At 36.8% G+C, this 17009-nt stretch carries 13 protein-coding genes and 2 tRNA genes; 7 read left to right on the forward strand and 8 right to left on the reverse strand.

The window, feature by feature from the left end; genetic code table 11:
• Positions 1-9: 9 nt before the first annotated feature.
• Together ACQ76T_RS22055 and ACQ76T_RS22060 are read right to left on the reverse strand one after the other, a co-directional pair.
• Positions 10-83 (reverse strand) — tRNA-Asn (locus ACQ76T_RS22055).
• Positions 84-364: 281 nt separating this feature from the next.
• A complete protein-coding gene (locus ACQ76T_RS22060) occupies positions 365-3565 on the reverse strand; it encodes a S41 family peptidase (protein ID WP_431345357.1) in 3201 nt (1066 codons plus the stop codon).
• Positions 3566-3962: 397 nt separating this feature from the next.
• On the opposite strand from ACQ76T_RS22060, the gene ACQ76T_RS22065 reads away from it, so the two are divergent.
• A complete protein-coding gene (locus ACQ76T_RS22065) occupies positions 3963-4220 on the forward strand; it encodes a transposase (RefSeq protein ID WP_431345358.1) in 258 nt (85 codons plus the stop codon).
• A 77-nt stretch (positions 4221-4297) separates the two neighbouring features.
• Here ACQ76T_RS22065 and ACQ76T_RS22070 read toward each other — a convergent pair.
• From ACQ76T_RS22070 to ACQ76T_RS22080, 3 genes are all read right to left on the reverse strand, one after another.
• Positions 4298-4371, reverse strand: a tRNA-Asn gene (locus tag ACQ76T_RS22070).
• Positions 4372-4452: 81 nt separating this feature from the next.
• Positions 4453-5943, reverse strand: coding sequence for an RIP metalloprotease RseP (rseP, locus tag ACQ76T_RS22075; protein WP_431345359.1), 1491 nt, complete (start codon positions 5941-5943; stop codon positions 4453-4455).
• A gap of 106 nt (positions 5944-6049) precedes the next feature.
• The gene (locus ACQ76T_RS22080; protein ID WP_431345360.1) at positions 6050-6490 is read right to left on the reverse strand and encodes a DUF6646 family protein; all 441 of its coding nucleotides are present in this window, start codon (positions 6488-6490) and stop codon (positions 6050-6052) included.
• A gap of 233 nt (positions 6491-6723) precedes the next feature.
• Here ACQ76T_RS22080 and ACQ76T_RS22085 point away from each other — a divergent pair, with 233 nt between their 5' ends.
• Positions 6724-7476, forward strand: coding sequence for a nitrilase-related carbon-nitrogen hydrolase (locus tag ACQ76T_RS22085; RefSeq protein ID WP_431345361.1), 753 nt, complete (start codon positions 6724-6726; stop codon positions 7474-7476).
• Positions 7477-7521: 45 nt separating this feature from the next.
• Here ACQ76T_RS22085 and ACQ76T_RS22090 read toward each other — a convergent pair whose 3' ends face one another.
• The 3 genes from ACQ76T_RS22090 to ACQ76T_RS22100 are packed head-to-tail and all read right to left on the reverse strand — an operon-like array spanning position 7522 to position 9626.
• Positions 7522-7821, reverse strand: coding sequence for a thioredoxin family protein (locus tag ACQ76T_RS22090; RefSeq protein WP_431345362.1), 300 nt, complete (start codon positions 7819-7821; stop codon positions 7522-7524).
• A 13-nt stretch (positions 7822-7834) separates the two neighbouring features.
• Positions 7835-8212, reverse strand: coding sequence for a rhodanese-like domain-containing protein (locus tag ACQ76T_RS22095; protein ID WP_431345363.1), 378 nt, complete (start codon positions 8210-8212; stop codon positions 7835-7837).
• A gap of 4 nt (positions 8213-8216) precedes the next feature.
• Entirely contained in the window at positions 8217-9626 is a 1410-nt protein-coding gene (locus ACQ76T_RS22100; RefSeq protein WP_431345364.1) for an MBL fold metallo-hydrolase, read from the reverse strand.
• Positions 9627-9973: 347 nt separating this feature from the next.
• Here ACQ76T_RS22100 and ACQ76T_RS22105 point away from each other — a divergent pair, with 347 nt between their 5' ends.
• The 5 genes from ACQ76T_RS22105 to ACQ76T_RS22125 all read left to right on the forward strand — a co-directional run bounded on the left by ACQ76T_RS22105 (position 9974) and on the right by ACQ76T_RS22125 (position 17006).
• Positions 9974-11500 (forward strand): helicase HerA-like domain-containing protein, encoded by a 1527-nt coding sequence (locus ACQ76T_RS22105; RefSeq protein WP_431345365.1) that lies wholly within the window; start codon positions 9974-9976, stop codon positions 11498-11500.
• A 161-nt stretch (positions 11501-11661) separates the two neighbouring features.
• Positions 11662-12885, forward strand: a complete 1224-nt coding sequence (locus tag ACQ76T_RS22110) for a 3'-5' exonuclease (protein ID WP_431345366.1) — start codon at positions 11662-11664, stop codon at positions 12883-12885.
• A gap of 260 nt (positions 12886-13145) precedes the next feature.
• The gene (gene lysA / locus ACQ76T_RS22115) at positions 13146-14348 is read left to right on the forward strand and encodes a diaminopimelate decarboxylase (RefSeq protein ID WP_431345367.1); all 1203 of its coding nucleotides are present in this window, start codon (positions 13146-13148) and stop codon (positions 14346-14348) included.
• A gap of 310 nt (positions 14349-14658) precedes the next feature.
• Positions 14659-16392, forward strand: a complete 1734-nt coding sequence (locus ACQ76T_RS22120; RefSeq protein WP_431345368.1) for a thiamine pyrophosphate-dependent enzyme — start codon at positions 14659-14661, stop codon at positions 16390-16392.
• A 131-nt stretch (positions 16393-16523) separates the two neighbouring features.
• A complete protein-coding gene (locus ACQ76T_RS22125) occupies positions 16524-17006 on the forward strand; it encodes a hypothetical protein (RefSeq protein ID WP_431345369.1) in 483 nt (160 codons plus the stop codon).
• Positions 17007-17009: the final 3 nt, after the last annotated feature.

A 17009-nucleotide genomic window follows, 5' to 3' on the forward strand; every position in this document is an offset into this window, starting at 1 on the left:
TTTAAGTAGCTCCTCCTGCTGGGCTCGAACCAGCGACCCTCTGATTAACAGTCAGATGCTCTAACCAACTGAGCTAAGGAGGAATGTCCTTTGTTTTAAGTGGTGCAAATATAATAGGAATATTCGTTCGAAGCAAGTTTTTATCCTTTATTCTGGGGCTTTTTGTCTAAAAGTATTGAAATTCAATAAGAAATATTTTATTTTTTTTTATTCGAAGTCTGATGATCCTTGGTGTCACCCTGAAAATGGAGTCATGACATTTACAAAAAAACATTGACTATCATATATTCTTTAGATTCTAAAGGGATGATCCTAAAATAAAGGATAAGAAATAAGACCTGCATTTTTGCAGGTCTTATAATCATTATTTCTTCAAATCTTTCAGTATCTCCTGAATGGCACGGTTTAGCTGAGGGTCATTCCCTTGCTGTCGATCCATAAAGGTGTTTTTAATGTAAATATCAGGTTTTACTCCTGTCTTTTCCAGATTCTGGCCGTCCAGGGTATAAGTTCCCCAGGAAGGCAGCCTGTAGGAAGATCCGTCTACAAGTCCTTTTGCAGAAGTGAAAATAATCCATCGATAGGTATCCTGCCCGATAATTTTTCCTAATTTCAGCGCCTTGAAACCGGCAGCAGTCATTTCAGCATCACTTAATGAAGCTTCATTAATAAGCAGAACAATAGGTTTTCCGGAAGGAGCAAAATTAGGTTGAGTCGTCATTTTTCCTTCACGGTATTTCCATTGAAGGTAAGGTCTTTGAGAAAGGAAATTCAAAACTTTGTCATGAACGTTTCCTCCTGTATTGTAGCGCAAATCGAGAATAACGGCATCTTTCTGATTTTCCTGTTCTACCATATCTAACAGGAAGCGATCCAGCTCATCGGTAGACATGTTTTTCATGTATGAATAGGCTATTCTATTGTTGCTGAGTTGATTAACTTTTTGTTTGTTATTAAAGATCCAGTCGTCATAAAGCAGTCCTTTTAATTCTGCATTGGAAATCGGATGTACTTTTGTTGTTATGTTTTTACCAGAGCGGTTGAGTACAAGAATAAGCTCATCCTGTTTTTTAGGACTTGTAAAATAAATTTCGTTATTCTCCTGAATATCAATATTTTTCCCGTTTACAGAAACCAGTTGATCTCCCGGTTTGATGTCTACGCCAGATCGGAAGGCAGGAGATTTTCGTACAATGCTTTCTACGGTATAAGGCTGATCTTGTTTGAAGATAATTCCTGTTTCATTGGTGAAATAGTTCAAGTATCGGGTTTCCTCTTTTCCCATTGAAGAAAATCCGATATGAGAAGAGTTGAGCTCACCTAAAAGATCATTCAATAAAATCCTAAGATCATTTCTGTTGTGTACATAAGGAAGATATTTTGCGTACTGTTCTTTTTTGGTTTTCCAGTTGATGCCGTGGAAGTTCTCGTCATAGAAATTTTCTTCTACACCGGTCCAGGCTTCACTATACATTTGGGTGAATTCGGAGGCAAGATCTTTATCAAAGGTGTACTGAATATTTACTTTTTCAGGTTTTAGAGCGGCAAGGGTTGTTTTGTAGACGTTTCCTTCTATAAGCGCAAAAATGTTTTTTTCACTCTTGGTAATGTAATACGCTGCTTTGTCGAAAACCTTTTCGGATTTAGCAGGTTCAAAATCTGTGAAAACTTTTTTATAGAGCTGTCGCTTCCCATTATCCTGATTGGAATTGAACAATAAGATTTCTTTCTTGTCATCAACGAAAACAGCCGGATCTTCCTGATACCCATATCGGTCGGTAACAAGTTCTATTCTTTCCAGCGTGTATTCTGGATTAACTTTTATCTCTTTTACAACAGGCTCTTTATCTTTCTCTTCCTTTTTGTCTTTATCCTCTTCTTTATTTTCGCTTTCTTTTTTATCTTTTTTGGTTTTGTTGTCTTTTTCGGTTTCGGAAGGTTTGGTGTCCTTTTTTTCTTCCTTGAAAAGGCTGTCGAATTTTTCAGATTTGTAAGGTTCGTCAAACCAATCCAGAGCCATACGGTAAATGTTGGATTTCTGCATTCCTAAAGGATAAGACGGGTTGGTTCTGTCGCTTGCAAAATAGATATATTTCCCGTTTGGTGACCATACAGGATCTTCCTCCGAAACACCAGTATTGGTAAGGTTGATAGTCTGTTCTTTTTTGATATTGTAGATGAAAATATCCAGTTCGAAATTCCTTTTTGCGGAGAACAAAACATATTCATTATTCGGAGAGAACGAAGGAGTTGAGTTTTGGAACGCCCATATCTCGTCTTTTACAATGGTTTTGGAATCAAAGTTCTTTAAATCCATCAATCTTACTTCGTCACGTCCACTTAAGTAAACTGCCTTTGAGAGATCGCTGTTAAGAGTGATGTTGCGGTTATTTCGAGAATCATGAGTAAGCTGTTTCAATTGGCCTTTTCCGTCGGCAGAAATACTGAACCAGTTTTGATATCCTTTGTCAGTCTGATTGAAGATTAGCGTACGGTTGTCTTTCAGCCATTTCACTTCCATAGCGCGTTCTTGACCATCGGAAATCTGTTGGGTGAATTTTCCTTCGATGTCTGACACAAAAACGATCCCTCGGCTGATAAATGCTATCTTTTTACCATCAGGAGAAACGTTATAGTAAGAAATATTGTTTTCTACACTAAAATTTTGAGCCTTTTCCAGAGTTTTGTTGGCGTTAAGGCTGACGTTTAGAAGTTTTGTGTTCTTTGTTGCTGCGTCATAAATGTAAAGCTGATAATCTTTTTCAAAGATCACTTTAGAACCGTTCGCTGCAACGAAAGGTTTTTTTATAGAAGTATCAAACTGAGTTAAAGCTGTCTTTTTGCCGTTTTCAATTTTATAAAGATTGTATTCATTATTGTTCTCATCAGAAATGAAATAAATAATACCATTTTTATCTACAGTTGGGTTAAAATCCTTTCCTTCGTAATTGGTGTATTGTTTGAAAGAATTGCTTTTGGGATTATATCCTAAGATATCAGGATTGTTTTCTCCTTTATAGCGCTTACGGTGTACCTGGTTAGCACTCTCAGAAGAACTTGTAAAAAGGTATTCCCCTGTAGGAGTTTCTGCAAGGCCGTTGGTGTTATTAAAGTAGTTATTAAAAAGCTTTTGTGGAGTTTTTCCTTCAATAGTCGTTTTAAAACTTCCAAAGTTATTGTTTCTGCTGGAGGTAAAATAAATGGTTTTGCTGTCCCAACCCCAGCTTTCCATTTCGTCTTTTCCTGTATGAAAGGTTAACTGTTTGATGTTTCCTCCTTCTGCTGGCATTACAAAAACATCGTAATTCCCATATTGATTGGAACTGAATGCAAGCCATTTTCCGTCGGGAGAGATTCGGGGATTTATTTCCTCACCATCTAGAGCGGTAATTCTTGATGCGTTACCTCCATTGGAATCTGCTTTCCAAATGTCTCCATCGTAAGCAAAGTAAGCGGTTTTTCCATCCGGGCTTAAAGAAGGGCTTGATAAAAAATAAGATTTTTCCTGTGCGGAAGTTTGTATAATAGCAAAGGCTGTTAATAACGAAATAATAGTTTTCTTCATGAGATAGTTTGATAGTCTTGAATATCTATAGGAATACTTGCGGTGCAAAAGAATTCTTGTACTGTAAAAATAACAATAAAGTTGCAAATATTTTGCTTTACTTTTATTTAAAAGCGATGCGTATTATCTTATATAGTTGGAAAATGCTATAAATGTTGGATCAGCCTCAAAAGCTGGAGGAATATTGTATTCATGGAATTTTATTTAACGCAAAGTTTTTAGCCTTTTATCTCCTATTTTCAAAGGAGCAAAGGGTGGGATCAATGAAATTGATTCTTTCTAAGCAAATGTACATTCACTAAGCTTCTTCAGCGACAAAGTCGCCGTTCTTTGTTTCCTAAAATAAAACATTTGAATCATCATCTTTGCGATTAAAAAATAGATCAATCACAAAAATTTGGGAAGAAAATCTGTAGCGGTGACCACGCTGATGCATTGGTTCAGAAATGTGGAAGAAGCAGATTTAAAATCATTTCCCATTTTAAAGAAGACTATAATACATCATTACAGAGATATTCTAAATTATTTTGATGAAAGAAGCACTAATGCAGCGGCTGAATCTTTCAATGCTAAAATTAAAAACTTCAGGATGCAGCTCAGAGGCGTGAAAGACAGAACATTTTTTCTATTCAGATTAACCAAACTTTTTGCTTAGCCCTCAACTTTTAAACCTGATCCACGAAAGTCACATTAGGGCATAAAAAAAGACCTACATTTCTGTAAGTCTTTTTGCTCCTCCTGCTGGGCTCGAACCAGCGACCCTCTGATTAACAGTCAGATGCTCTAACCAACTGAGCTAAGGAGGAATGTCCTTTGTTTTAAGTGGTGCAAATATAGGACGAATATTTATACCCTACAAATATTTTTAAGAAAAATTTTCAAAAAAATTATAATTTCCCTGTGAATACCTTGAAGATATCGCTTCCGAAGATCAGTAACATCAAGCCTAACAGGAAGATAACTCCGATCATCTGTGCGTTTTCCAATACCTTTTGTGGAACTGGTTTTCCTACAATAATTTCATATAAAGTAAATAAAACGTGTCCACCATCAAGTCCCGGAATAGGAATCAGGTTAAGGAATGCCAACCATACAGAGAACATCGCTGTAAAACTCCAGAATGCAGTCCAGTTGATAGTAAAGCTTCCGTCAGCACTTTTATCTACAGGCATATTTTTTACAATAGCAATAGGACCTCCTACGTTTTTATACCCCTGAACTTTAGAGTTGAACATGATCTTGAATTGTTTAACCTGTGCAGTTAACGCTTCAATAGTTCTGGTAAACCCTCTCGGAATAGCTTCTCCGAAAGAATATTTCTTATTGGTTACAATATTTTTGGCGATGCTTTTAGTGTCAATAGCGATACCCAGTTTTCCGTTTTTATCAACAGAAACGTTAGGTAAGGTTTGTAAAGCACCGTTTCTTTCTACATCTACAGTAATCGTTTTTCCTTTGTTTTCAGCTAAAAGAGTGCTTACTTCATCAAAGAAAGCCGCTTTTTTTCCGTTGATACCCACAATTTTATCACCTTTTGCCAGACCTGAAGCCTGAGAAGAAGGAGTTGCCAATGAGTCAACCACCATTGAAACTCTCGGAGTTATATACAGTTTTGCCTCTTTTTGCTTAAGAACTTCTGCCACACCGTCAGCATTTACCGGGAAAGTAACTTCCTGTCCGTTTCTGTTTACAGTAACATGATCTCCTAACAGAATATTGATTGAAGTATTTTCTAATCTTTCTGCAGGTTTCCCGTCTACGCTGATGATTTTATCACCATTCTGGAAGCCCATTTTCTTTCCGGCTTCAGTTGCTTCAATACCGTTGCTAAATTTGGTAATATCCGTATAGGTTTCTCCTTTAAAGAAGGAAAGGCTGCTGTAAATTAACCAGGCAAGGAAAAAGTTAACCGTTACCCCACCCAGCATAATGATAAGTCTCTGCCAAGCTGGTTTTGATCTGAATTCCCATGGCTCTGCAGGTTTTTTCATCTGTGCAGTATCCATGCTTTCATCTACCATTCCGGCAATTTTTACATATCCTCCGAAAGGAAGCCATCCAATACCATATTTGGTTTGTTCAGGATGTTTTCTCCAGTCGTTATCCGGAAGTTTTGATATATCGATAGGAACTTCTTCCTTCTTTCCGTTCACCTCAATTACTTCAGAATCCGGAAGGTTCTTTGACAAAAATTTGTACTGCCATTTTCCGTTGATTTTCTTCATCGAGAATAGGGAGAAATATGGATCAAAAAACAGGAAAAACTTCTCTGCTCTGGTCTTGAACCATATTGCCGGTAAAAAGTGCCCAAGCTCATGAAGAAGCACAAGTATAGAGATGCTCAGAATGAACTGAAAGAGTTTGATTGCTATTTCCATTAATAAATTTTAGATTTTAATTTGCAAAGGTAACAATTATCAAAACTATGCCAAATAAAAAAGCCTCCCGAAACGAGAAGCTTTGTCATATTTAAAGACTATTTGATTATAAATTGAAGGAAACACCCAGACTTCCGTTATTACCCACCTCTGCAAATACTCCTATTTTCTCTGTAAAGAAGTAACGGGCTCCAATATGAGCGCCTATTCCAAAGTCTCTTCCCAGAACTCCAAGATCAACACCCGGGTAAATGTCCCATTTTGCCGGAAGATTAAGAGCATCCTGTAAATGGAAGTTCAGTCTTCCGAAAACAAAAACACGATTGTCTTTATCGTTATTCTTGTAATTATCAAAATAACCGTTGATTCCGGCTCCTACTGAAATGAGTTTGTTGAGTCCATAGTCATACGTTCCCGTTATTCCTGTTCCATATCCCCACGCACTCAGACCCAGCTGAATTTTCTGATCTCCCTTTCCTGTCCATGCCTGTGCATTGGCCGTTGCTCCGAAAAAGAATATCATCACCATAAAAAACAATTTCTTCATAAATTTTTTAATTTTTAATGATATTAATAAAGACTAGCATCATCAAAAATGAAACCGAAAGTTGCTGTGAACCGTAAAAATGAAGGACTTTAATACATATTAAGAATTTTATTTTCTCTGAGAAAGACGGCGTAGCTGAATATTTAATCCTGAGGATAAGCTTTCTTTAATCGAGAGAAAAGCCGTATTTTTATACTTCAGATTTGAAATAATTTTAAAAAAGAATAAAAAAGATGAAAGTTGTAGGACTTAATTTGGATATCATCTGGAAAAATAAAGCAGAGAATTTTAAACATATAGAAAATGAGCTTCAACATATTGAAGCAGATCTTTTTATACTGCCGGAGATGTTTTCAACAGGTTTCTGCATGGATGCTGCAGAAGTTTCAGACAGAAATGAGGAGTCTCTTGAATTCTTAAAAAAACTTTCGAAAGCAAAAAATGCTGCATTTTGTGGAAGTGCCCCTGTTGAGCAGGATGGTCACTTTTACAACAGAATGTTTTTTGTACAACCCAATGAAGATCTTTCTTCCTATAATAAAAGGCACTTGTTTTCTTTTTCAGGAGAAGATAAAGTGTATACTCCCGGAAATGAGAGGGTAATTGTGGAATATAAAGGAATCAGATTTTTACTGCAGGTTTGCTATGATCTTCGCTTTCCTGTTTTTGCAAGAAATAATGATGATTATGATGCGATCTTATACGTAGCCAACTGGCCGGAGAAAAGAGTAGGAGCCTGGGAACATCTTCTAAAAGCAAGAGCTATTGAAAATCTTGCTTTTGTATTTGGGCTAAACAGAATAGGTACAGATGGAAATAATCTCTTCTATCAGGAAAGTTCTCATTGCTTCTTTGCAGATGGAGCGGAAATATCCCGTAAGGATGGAAATCTCATATTTGCAGACCTGGATATGAACGAGTTAAAAGATTTTAGAAATCATTTTCAGTTCCTGAATGACAGAGATGATTTTTCTATTCAATTATAAATAAAAAAGGCTGAGATAGTAAAAACTCAGCCTTTTTTATTTTGATTACATATATTGTTGCAAAAGATGGGTAAGGGTATTAACATCATGCACACCACTTTCTTTCCATAGCAATTCTCCTTGTTTGAAAACAGCCAGAGTAGGTACTCCGCGCACTCCATACTCAGCTGCTATAGCCGGATACTGATCTACATCTATCTTAATAATTCTGGCACCTTCGCCAATATTTTCTTTTACGGTATTAAGAACCGAAGACTGTACTTTACAAGGTTGGCACCAGGTAGCGAAAAAGTCGATAAGTACCGGTCTTTCGGAATTAATGATTTCCTGAAATTTTTGTGACATTTTTTGTAGGGTATTAGTTTGTTTTTTTATCTGTTTCGTTCTGAATAGCCTTTACATTCTTCCAGGTTGTACCGTCATAAGCTTCTATTCCGTTTTTCTTTAAAATGATCACGGCCTGATCTGCCTGTATCCCTTTATTACAGAAAACAACAACTTTTTTGCCTTTAAGGGCTTCTATGTTATTCTGAATTTCGGACAATGGGATATTAACCGCATTGTTAGCTGTTCCCGCAGCATATTGTTCAGGAATTCTAACATCTACTAAAGTAACATCTGAGCTGTTTACAATCTCTCTAATGTTTGTCTGTGAAACATAAGTTGTCTGATTTGATTTACAGGAGGTTACCATAAATGTGGCCGCTAAAATAAGTCCGAAAAATTGAATTTTCATAGGGTTATGACGTTTTGGATTGGCATACAAAATCCGAAGTAGGCAATTTTTCTGTTTTTTTGATTCCGTTGAAGCCTCCTTCTATTTCAGTGAAATTTCTGATTCCGTGTGAGTTAAGTATGCTTGCTGCAATCATGCTTCTGTATCCTCCTGCACAATGAAGAAAGAAATGCTCAGAATCGTCAATCGTACGCGCCCAGTCGCTGATAGCGTCTAATGGTTTGTTATAAGCGTTGTCAATATGCTCTGCAGAATATTCGGTCAGTTTTCTTACATCTATTACTTTAGCATCTGGTGTAAATTCTTCTGCAAACTCGGCAGGAGTAATTCTTTTGATTTCGTCTGTTTCGTGACCCGTATTTTTCCAGGCTTCAAAGCTTCCCTGTAGATACCCTACAACATTATCAAAACCTACTCTGCTTAGTCGGGTGATTACCTCTTCTTCTGTTCCTTGGTCAGTTACCAATAATAACGGGTGCTTTACATCTACAATTAGAGTTCCTACCCATGGGGCAAAATCTCCTTTTAATCCGATATTAATAGAATTGGGCACGAACCCTTTGTGAAAGTCTGCAGCTCCTCTTGTATCTAAGATTAAAGCTCCGGTTTCTTCTGCCAATGCTTCGAAATCTTCAGGAGCAACAGGCTGTAGACCTTTATCCATTACAACGTCCAGACTTTCGTATCCTCCTTTGTTAAGGGCTACGTTCATTCCGAAATATTTTGGTGGAGCAGTCAGTCCGTCAAGAACCTCTCTGATAAAAGATTCCTTATCTGGCTGGTTCAGCGCGTAATTTGTTCTCTTCTGATTTCCTAAAATGTCTACCGTTTCCTTCTGCATATTTTTTCCACATGCAGAACCAGCACCGTGCGCTGGATATACCGTAACGCTGTCATTCAGCGGCATAATTTTATTTTGAAGACTGTCATACAAAATTCCGGCAAGATCTTCCTGAGTAAGATTGGTTGCTTTCTGAGCAAGATCCGGTCTTCCTACATCTCCTAAGAATAGAGTGTCACCTGTAAAAATAGCGGTTTCAATACCATTCTCGTCAATCAAAAGGTAAGTGCTGCTTTCCATAGTATGTCCCGGAGTGTGCATTACCTTAATTTTCACTTTTCCTACCTCAAAAATTTGGTCATCCTCTGCAATGATAGCTTCAAATTCAGGAGCCGCAGTAGGTCCATACACAATAGGAGCACCCGTTTTTTTGCTTAAATCCAGATGTCCGGAAACAAAATCGGCGTGAAAGTGAGTTTCAAAAATATATTTTAACGTGACATTGTCTTTTTCCAGACGATCAAGATAAGGTTTCACCTCTCTTAAGGGATCAATAATCACAGCTTCATTCTCTGATACAATATAATAGGCACCCTGAGCCAGACAGCCCGTATATATTTGTTCAATTTTCATTGGGGTCTTTTTTTAATTAGTTAAAGATACAAAGTATTAGATAAATTCTAAATGAAATGTTAAATTCCATTGATAGTTTCTTTCAATACTTTGTTAAACGTGCGTTTAATGCGCTTTATTTTTCAGCAAAAAGAATGCCTTACAGAATGCTAATTTGAAAATGCTGTTTTTTATCATGTTCATGCATGGAGGGCAATACGAATTATCAAAGAAAAATAGGGTGGTTTGAAATTTGCTTAAATTGCCGTCGATAGTTTTTCCAAAGGGCAGTACAAGAAGTTCCCTGGGAAATTGTATTCGATATTTTACAAAAACATTTATATTTATAAGTTTAAAAAAACGATCAGATGGCAGATAAAGCACAATTTATTGAAGAATTAAATGCAAGATACACTCCAAAAGGAGAACATATTATATTAGGAAAAGGAATGCTGGACGGTGAGGTGGTACCGGAGGTAAATGTGACCATTCCTTTGAAAACAATCAACCGCCATGGGCTTATTGCCGGAGCAACCGGAACAGGTAAGACCAAAACCCTGCAGGTATTTGCAGAACAACTTTCTCACGCAGGAATTCCCTCTCTTGTTCTAGATATCAAAGGTGATTTTTCTGGGATTGCGGAAGCTGGCCAGATGAATTCCATTATTGAAGAAAGGTACGCAAAAACACAGCTTCCTTATACTCCGCAAGGTTTTCCGGTAGAACTGATGAGTATTTCCGGAGGAGAAGGAGTGAAGTTGAGAGCTACTGTTACAGAATTTGGTCCTGTTTTGCTCAGTAAGATTTTAGAACTTAATGATACACAACAGAGTATTATGTCTATTGTCTTTAAATACTGTGATGATAAAGGCCTTCCTTTGATTGATCTGAATGATTTAAAGAAAGTGTTACAATATGTAACAGACAATGCACAAGGAAAAGCTGAGCTTGCAGCCAACTATGGATCGATTGCATCAGCTTCATTAGGCGCTATTTTAAGATCAATTGTTGCTTTAGAGCAGCAGGGAGCAACAGCGTTTTTTGGCGAATTAAGCTTTGATGTACAGGATTTATTAGAAAAAAGAGACGGAAAAGGCGTCGTTAATATTTTAAGAGTAGCAGATATACAGAATAAACCTCAGCTGTTCTCTACGTTTATGCTTTCACTTTTTGCGGAGATCTATATGACTTTTCCTGAAGAAGGAGACAGCGGAAGGCCAAAACTGGTATTATTTATAGATGAAGCTCACCTGCTCTTTGATGAAGCATCAAAAGCTCTTCTTTCACAGATTGAAACAATGGTGAAGCTAATCCGTTCCAAAGGAGTCGGGATCTATTTTATTACTCAGATTCCCGGAGATGTTCCTGAAAATATATTATCCCAGCTGGGATTAAAGATTCAGCACGCGTTGAGAGGATTTACGGCAAAAGATAAAAGAGAAATCACCAAAGCTGTAGAAAATTATCCTACCACAGAATTTTACAATGCTTCCAGTCTCATTCAGAATATGGGAATCGGAGAAGCTTTTGTAACAGCTTTGGATGAAAAGGGAATTCCAACACCTTTAGCACACACTTATCTGATCTCTCCGGAATCCAGAATGGATATTTTAAGTGCAGCAGAAGTTTCTGAGCTGACAGCAAAATCAGCAATGGTTGCTAAATATGAAAAAACGGTTGATCCAGAGTCTGCCTACGAAATATTAACAGCAAGAATGGAGCAGGCTGCCCAGAATCCCGCACCGACTCAAAAAACAAGACCGGTGAAAGAAGAGCCGGGAATGTTTGAGCAAGTACTGCAAAGTAAAGCTGGAAGAACTTTTACCAATACCTTAATGCGTGAAGGGGCAAGAGCAATCCTCGGAATGTTTGGTCTTGGAGGTCGTAGAAGGTAGTTTTAAAGTATATTATAAAGTTATCTGTTATGTTTTTGATATATTTTTTGTTAATTTAGCAGGTTATCTTTACTTTAATAGGATAAAATAGGACCTGATTTTATTGAAAAATAAAACAGTGTTTTGATAAACATGACAAAAAAGCAGTTAATAGAAATTCAATGTATTCAATTATAGACATAGAAAGTAATGGTGCAGGTTATAGAAATGAATGCATTATAGATATAGCCATCTACAAGTATGATGGTCAGAAAATTACGGATCAGTTTATATCACTTGTCAACCCCGAAAGTGATATCACTCCTTTTGTACAAAAACTGACCAGTATTACCCCGAAAATGGTTAAAACTGCCCCGAAATTTCATGAAATAGCCAAAAGAGTGATTGAAATTACAGAAAATACAACTCTTGTAGGACATAATATCGATTTTGATTATAGAATGCTTCGTCAATCATTCAAAAGGCTTGGTTATGATTTTAAGATCAATACATTAGATACAATTCCGCTGGCCAAAAAACTGATCCCGGATGAAGTAAGCTACTCATTGGGAAAACTGGTGAAATCATTGGGAATTCCTTTGACGAATCATCACAGAGCTGATGGAGATGCACGAGCTACTCTGGAGCTTTTCAAATTGCTGGTTTCGAAAGATATTCAGAACGAGATCATCCAAAAACAGCATGAGGAATCTAATGCCAAAACGTACATCAACAAAATTAAGGAACTTACACAGGATTTACCGAATGAAAAAGGTTTTGTGTATTTTCAGGATGGAGTGGGAAGAATTATTTTCTCTGATTATGTTCAGGATATCAACAAGTTTTCGAAGAAAGTTTTCAATTCCAAATCCAAAAAATGGGAACAGCTTCAGAAGGATGTCGAACAGGTCAATTTTGAACTGACAGGAACAGATATTATCGCCAAACTGATTCTAAATTCGAAAAACATTAAAAAGAAAGAAGTTTTACCTTTTGGATTATATTTCAGAAACACTAAATATGTTGTTGAAAAAAATAAACTGAATAAAACGGAAAAACCGGTGTTGAAATTCAGATCATTTACACAGGGCACAAAAGCCGTTCAGTTCATAGGTTCTCAGGAAGAATTTAATGATGTTTCTGCATTGATACAAAAGATAGAATTCCGAAAAAGAAATGAGCTTTGGTTGGGAACGGGACGAAAACTAGGTGAGAAATTATTCCTGATCATAGAAAACGGGAAAGTAGTTTCTTTCGGTTTTTACGAGCTGTTTACACAGATCCAGACTTTAAGCAAACTGGCAAAGCTGAAAATAGACCTTCCGTTATCTTCTGCAGATTTGAATAATGAATTACAGCTGGCGCTCCTTCGTGGTGATTTTGAGACATTACCATTGCCGAAATAATAGAAAAATCTTCACTTTTCCTACTAAGGCATAGTGAAGTACTTTTCAAATCAATTTTCAGGAAATAAAAAATAAATAGTATTTTTGCAAAAAATAAATAGAAGCAATGCAAAATTTTAAACAAATTAAAACTGGTAAAAAGGGAGCTGTAAGGTTCTCTAAGGTTTGGAATATTTAAAAGAGTTGTCTTGCATAAAAAATAATCAATGTGGCAGACTCTTTTTTTAAGAATCTGCCTTTTTTTATGTTAAAATGAAATTATGAATTCACAAGAATTATTAAAGATTGCCAATGAGTTTGGCACACCAGTGTACGTTTATGATGCGGAATCGATTAAAAATCAATACGAAAAACTGACATCATCTTTCCTAAAACACACAAAGTTCTTCTATGCGGCGAAGGCGTTGACAAACATCAACATCCTGAAATATGTCAAGAAACTGGGTGCATCTTTAGATTGTGTATCTATTAACGAGGTTAAACTTGGATTAAAAGCAGGGTTTGCAAAAGAAAAGATCTTGTTTACTCCCAATTGTGTTGACTTAGCAGAGATAGAAGAAGCAATGACTTTTGGGGTTCATATTAACATTGATAACATTTCTATTCTTGAGCAATTCGGGAATAAATATGGAAATACTTATCCTATCCTTGTAAGAATCAATCCGCATATTTTTGCAGGGGGGAACTATAAAATCTCAACTGGCCATATCGATAGTAAATTCGGTATTTCTATTCACCAGGTTCGTCACATCGAAAGAGTAATGAAAAGTACCAACCTGAATGTAGAAGGTCTTCATATGCATACGGGAAGTGAAATCAAAGATCCGGATGTTTTCCTTCAGGCCCTTGAAATTATGCTGGATCTTTCTGAGAATTTCCCTAATCTGAAGTATCTTGATATGGGAAGCGGTTTCAAAATTCCTTATCAGGACAGTGAAGAAGAAACAGATGTGAAAACATTAGGAAAAAAAGTAGAAAAAGTAATCTCTGAATTCTCAAAATCTACCGGGAAAAAATTTGAACTATGGTTCGAGCCAGGGAAATTCCTGGTTGGGAAAAGCGGATATCTATTGGTAAAAGCTAATGTTATCAAACAAACAACAGCTACTGTTTTTGTTGGAGTAAATTCAGGATTCAATCACCTTATTCGTCCGATGTTTTACGATTCTTACCATATGATTGAGAACCTTTCCAATCCAAAAGGAGCAGAAAGAATCTATACTGTAGTAGGAAACATTTGTGAAACAGATACATTCGCCTGGGACAGAAAATTAAACGAAGTAAGAGAAGGAGATATCCTTGCTTTCCATAATGCGGGAGCTTACGGTTTTGAAATGAGTTCTAACTTCAATTCAAGACTGAAACCTGCTGAGGTTCTATTCTTAGACGGAAAAGCTCACCTGATCCGTAAAAGAGATGAGTTTGAAGATTTATTAAGAAATCAGATTGAAGTAGTGATCTAAACTTACACCATAATAGATAAGCAGCCACCTTTTTCAGGTGGCTGTTTTGTTATAATGCTGATGGGTTGATAGAGGAATAAACCTATGAGGTTTAAAGAAAAAGTTGTAAACAGAGCAAAAAAATCCCTGGAATAATGTAAATTTTTTTGCTGCAAAAATATCGGGCGTTATGATAAAATTACAAAGTTTTAACATTGACATGGAGTGAGGATTTCAACTTTATTAGCTAAATTTGATAGAAATAGAAATGGTAAAGATCCTGTTTTTATCATTTTTCATCAGCAAACAATCACCAAAAAGATATTAAATTATGGCTAAAAATATAGCAGAGCAAATTGTTGAAATACTCGAAAATGCCAATGTGAAAAGAATTTACGCAGTAACAGGAGACAGCCTTAATCATCTCAATGTTGCAGTCAAAAAAAGCAGTATTCAATGGATTCATGTACGTCATGAAGAAGTGGGAGCTTATGCAGCAGCTGCAGAAGCTGAATTGGATGGGTTAGCTGTATGTGCAGGAAGTTGTGGTCCGGGGCACGTTCATCTCATTAACGGAGTTTACGAAGCCCATCGTTCTCATGTCCCTATGCTGGTTATCGCTTCCACCATTCCCAGCGACGAAATGGGGATGGATTATTTTCAGGAAACCAATACCATAAAATTATTTGACGATTGTAGCTATTATAATCAAATGATTACACGTCCGGAGCAGGTGCAGAGAACTGTTCAAACTGCTATTCAACATGCTATTTCTAAAAAAGGAGTGGCAGTAATAGGTCTTCCAGGTGATGTTTCAGAACTGGAGGCAGAAGAAACAACAACCTCTACCCAGATATTTAAAACCAATCCAGTGATTCGTCCATCAGATGAAGAACTGAAAAATTTAGCCTCTCTCATCAATGAAAGTAAAAAAGTAACCCTTTATTGTGGAATAGGAGCTGCTGGAGCAAGTGGGGAAGTGATCACTCTGGCTAAACTACTGAAAGCTCCGGTAGGGTATTCATTCCGAGGAAAAATGGATATCCAGCCTAATAATCCAAATGAAGTGGGTCTTACTGGTTTGCTGGGGTTTCCTTCAGCCTATCATGCCATGCATGAAGCAGATTTGGTGATTTTACTTGGGACAGACTTTCCGTATCAGAAGTTTATGCCGGTAAAAAATAAAATTGTTCAGATAGATGAAAGTCCTGAAAGATTGGGCCGAAGAGCGAAACTGGAACTGGGACTTACGGGAGATGTGAGAGAAACTATCATCGCTTTACTTCCTTTGCTGAGCGAAAAAACAGATGTGCATTTCTTAAATGAGCAACTGGCATTTTATGACAAAGTAAAAGAAAACCAGTTGGAATATGTGAAAGATTTTGGCAAAGAAAATGCTATTCAACCGGAATTTGTAGCCCATACACTGGATAGATTGGCTGATAGGAATGCCATTTTTACCGTCGATACAGGAATGTGCTGTGTTTGGGGAGCTAGATTCATAACAGGAACCGGTCAGCGAAAAATGCTGGGATCTTTCAACCATGGTTCAATGGCGAATGCAATGCCTATGGCTATTGGAGCTTCATTGTCCCATCCCGAAAGACAGGTGATTGCCATGTGCGGAGATGGTGGTTTGTCTATGCTTTTGGGAGATATGGCCACCATTTTTCAATATAAACTTCCTATAAAGCTGATCGTTTTTAATAACAGAACCCTTGGAATGGTAAAATTGGAAATGGAAGTGGGCGGTATGCCCGATAATGAAACGGATATGGTAAATCCTGATTTTGCAATGGTTGCCCACGCAATGGGATATCCGGGGAAAAATGTTCATTTACCGGAAGAGGTGGAAAGTTCTATAAGAGAATGTCTGGAGCATAACGGGCCTTATCTTCTTAATATCTTCACAAATCCTAATGCTTTAGCCCTTCCTCCGAAAATTGAATTTGATCAGATCATGGGAATGACAAAATCTATGGCTCAGCTGATGCTGGGTGGAAAAATGGATGAGGTCTTTGAAACCGTGAAGAGTAACTATAAGCATATCAAAGGTTTGTTGTGATAATCTTCACTTTTATAAAAGATAAAACAATTCTATTTTTGAAAACTTCATATTTTGTGTGAAGTTTTTCTTTTTTATACATGAAGTAAATATTTACCTTTGTTTTATTATTAAAACTAAAAAATAAAATTATGAAAACTATATTTTTCTTTTTAGCATTATGTGTAGGTACTTTTTCATTTGCACAGGATCAGGAAGATAGAGATGATTCTTTCATCAGAGATAGCAATAAAAACATTTTAAAAATAGATATCAAAGAACCCTTTATGCAGATTGCGGTAAAGTGTGCAGATTTCAAACCTGCAAGTTTTGATGGTGGAGTTGCTGCTTACAAAAATATATTGAACAAGTATATGTACGCTTATCTAAACTCAGATTTCTATTCGCTGACGGGAGATTTTAGTTTCACATTAAAAGTAGATTCTACTGGTAAAGTTATTGATGTAACCGGAATGCCAAAAGTGGAGAACAGTAAAGTCTTTTTTGATGATATGCAATATGTCGTAAGAAGAATTAAAAAGAACTGGACTCCGGCATCTTGTGGAGGACAGCCTGTCGCTTCTCAGATAAAAGTGAAAATGAGTTTCTCTTCCATTGCAACTGATATTGACTAATAC

The sequence above is a fragment of the Chryseobacterium sp. JK1 genome, from assembly GCF_050632815.1.
In the GTDB taxonomy this organism is placed as follows: domain Bacteria; phylum Bacteroidota; class Bacteroidia; order Flavobacteriales; family Weeksellaceae; genus Chryseobacterium.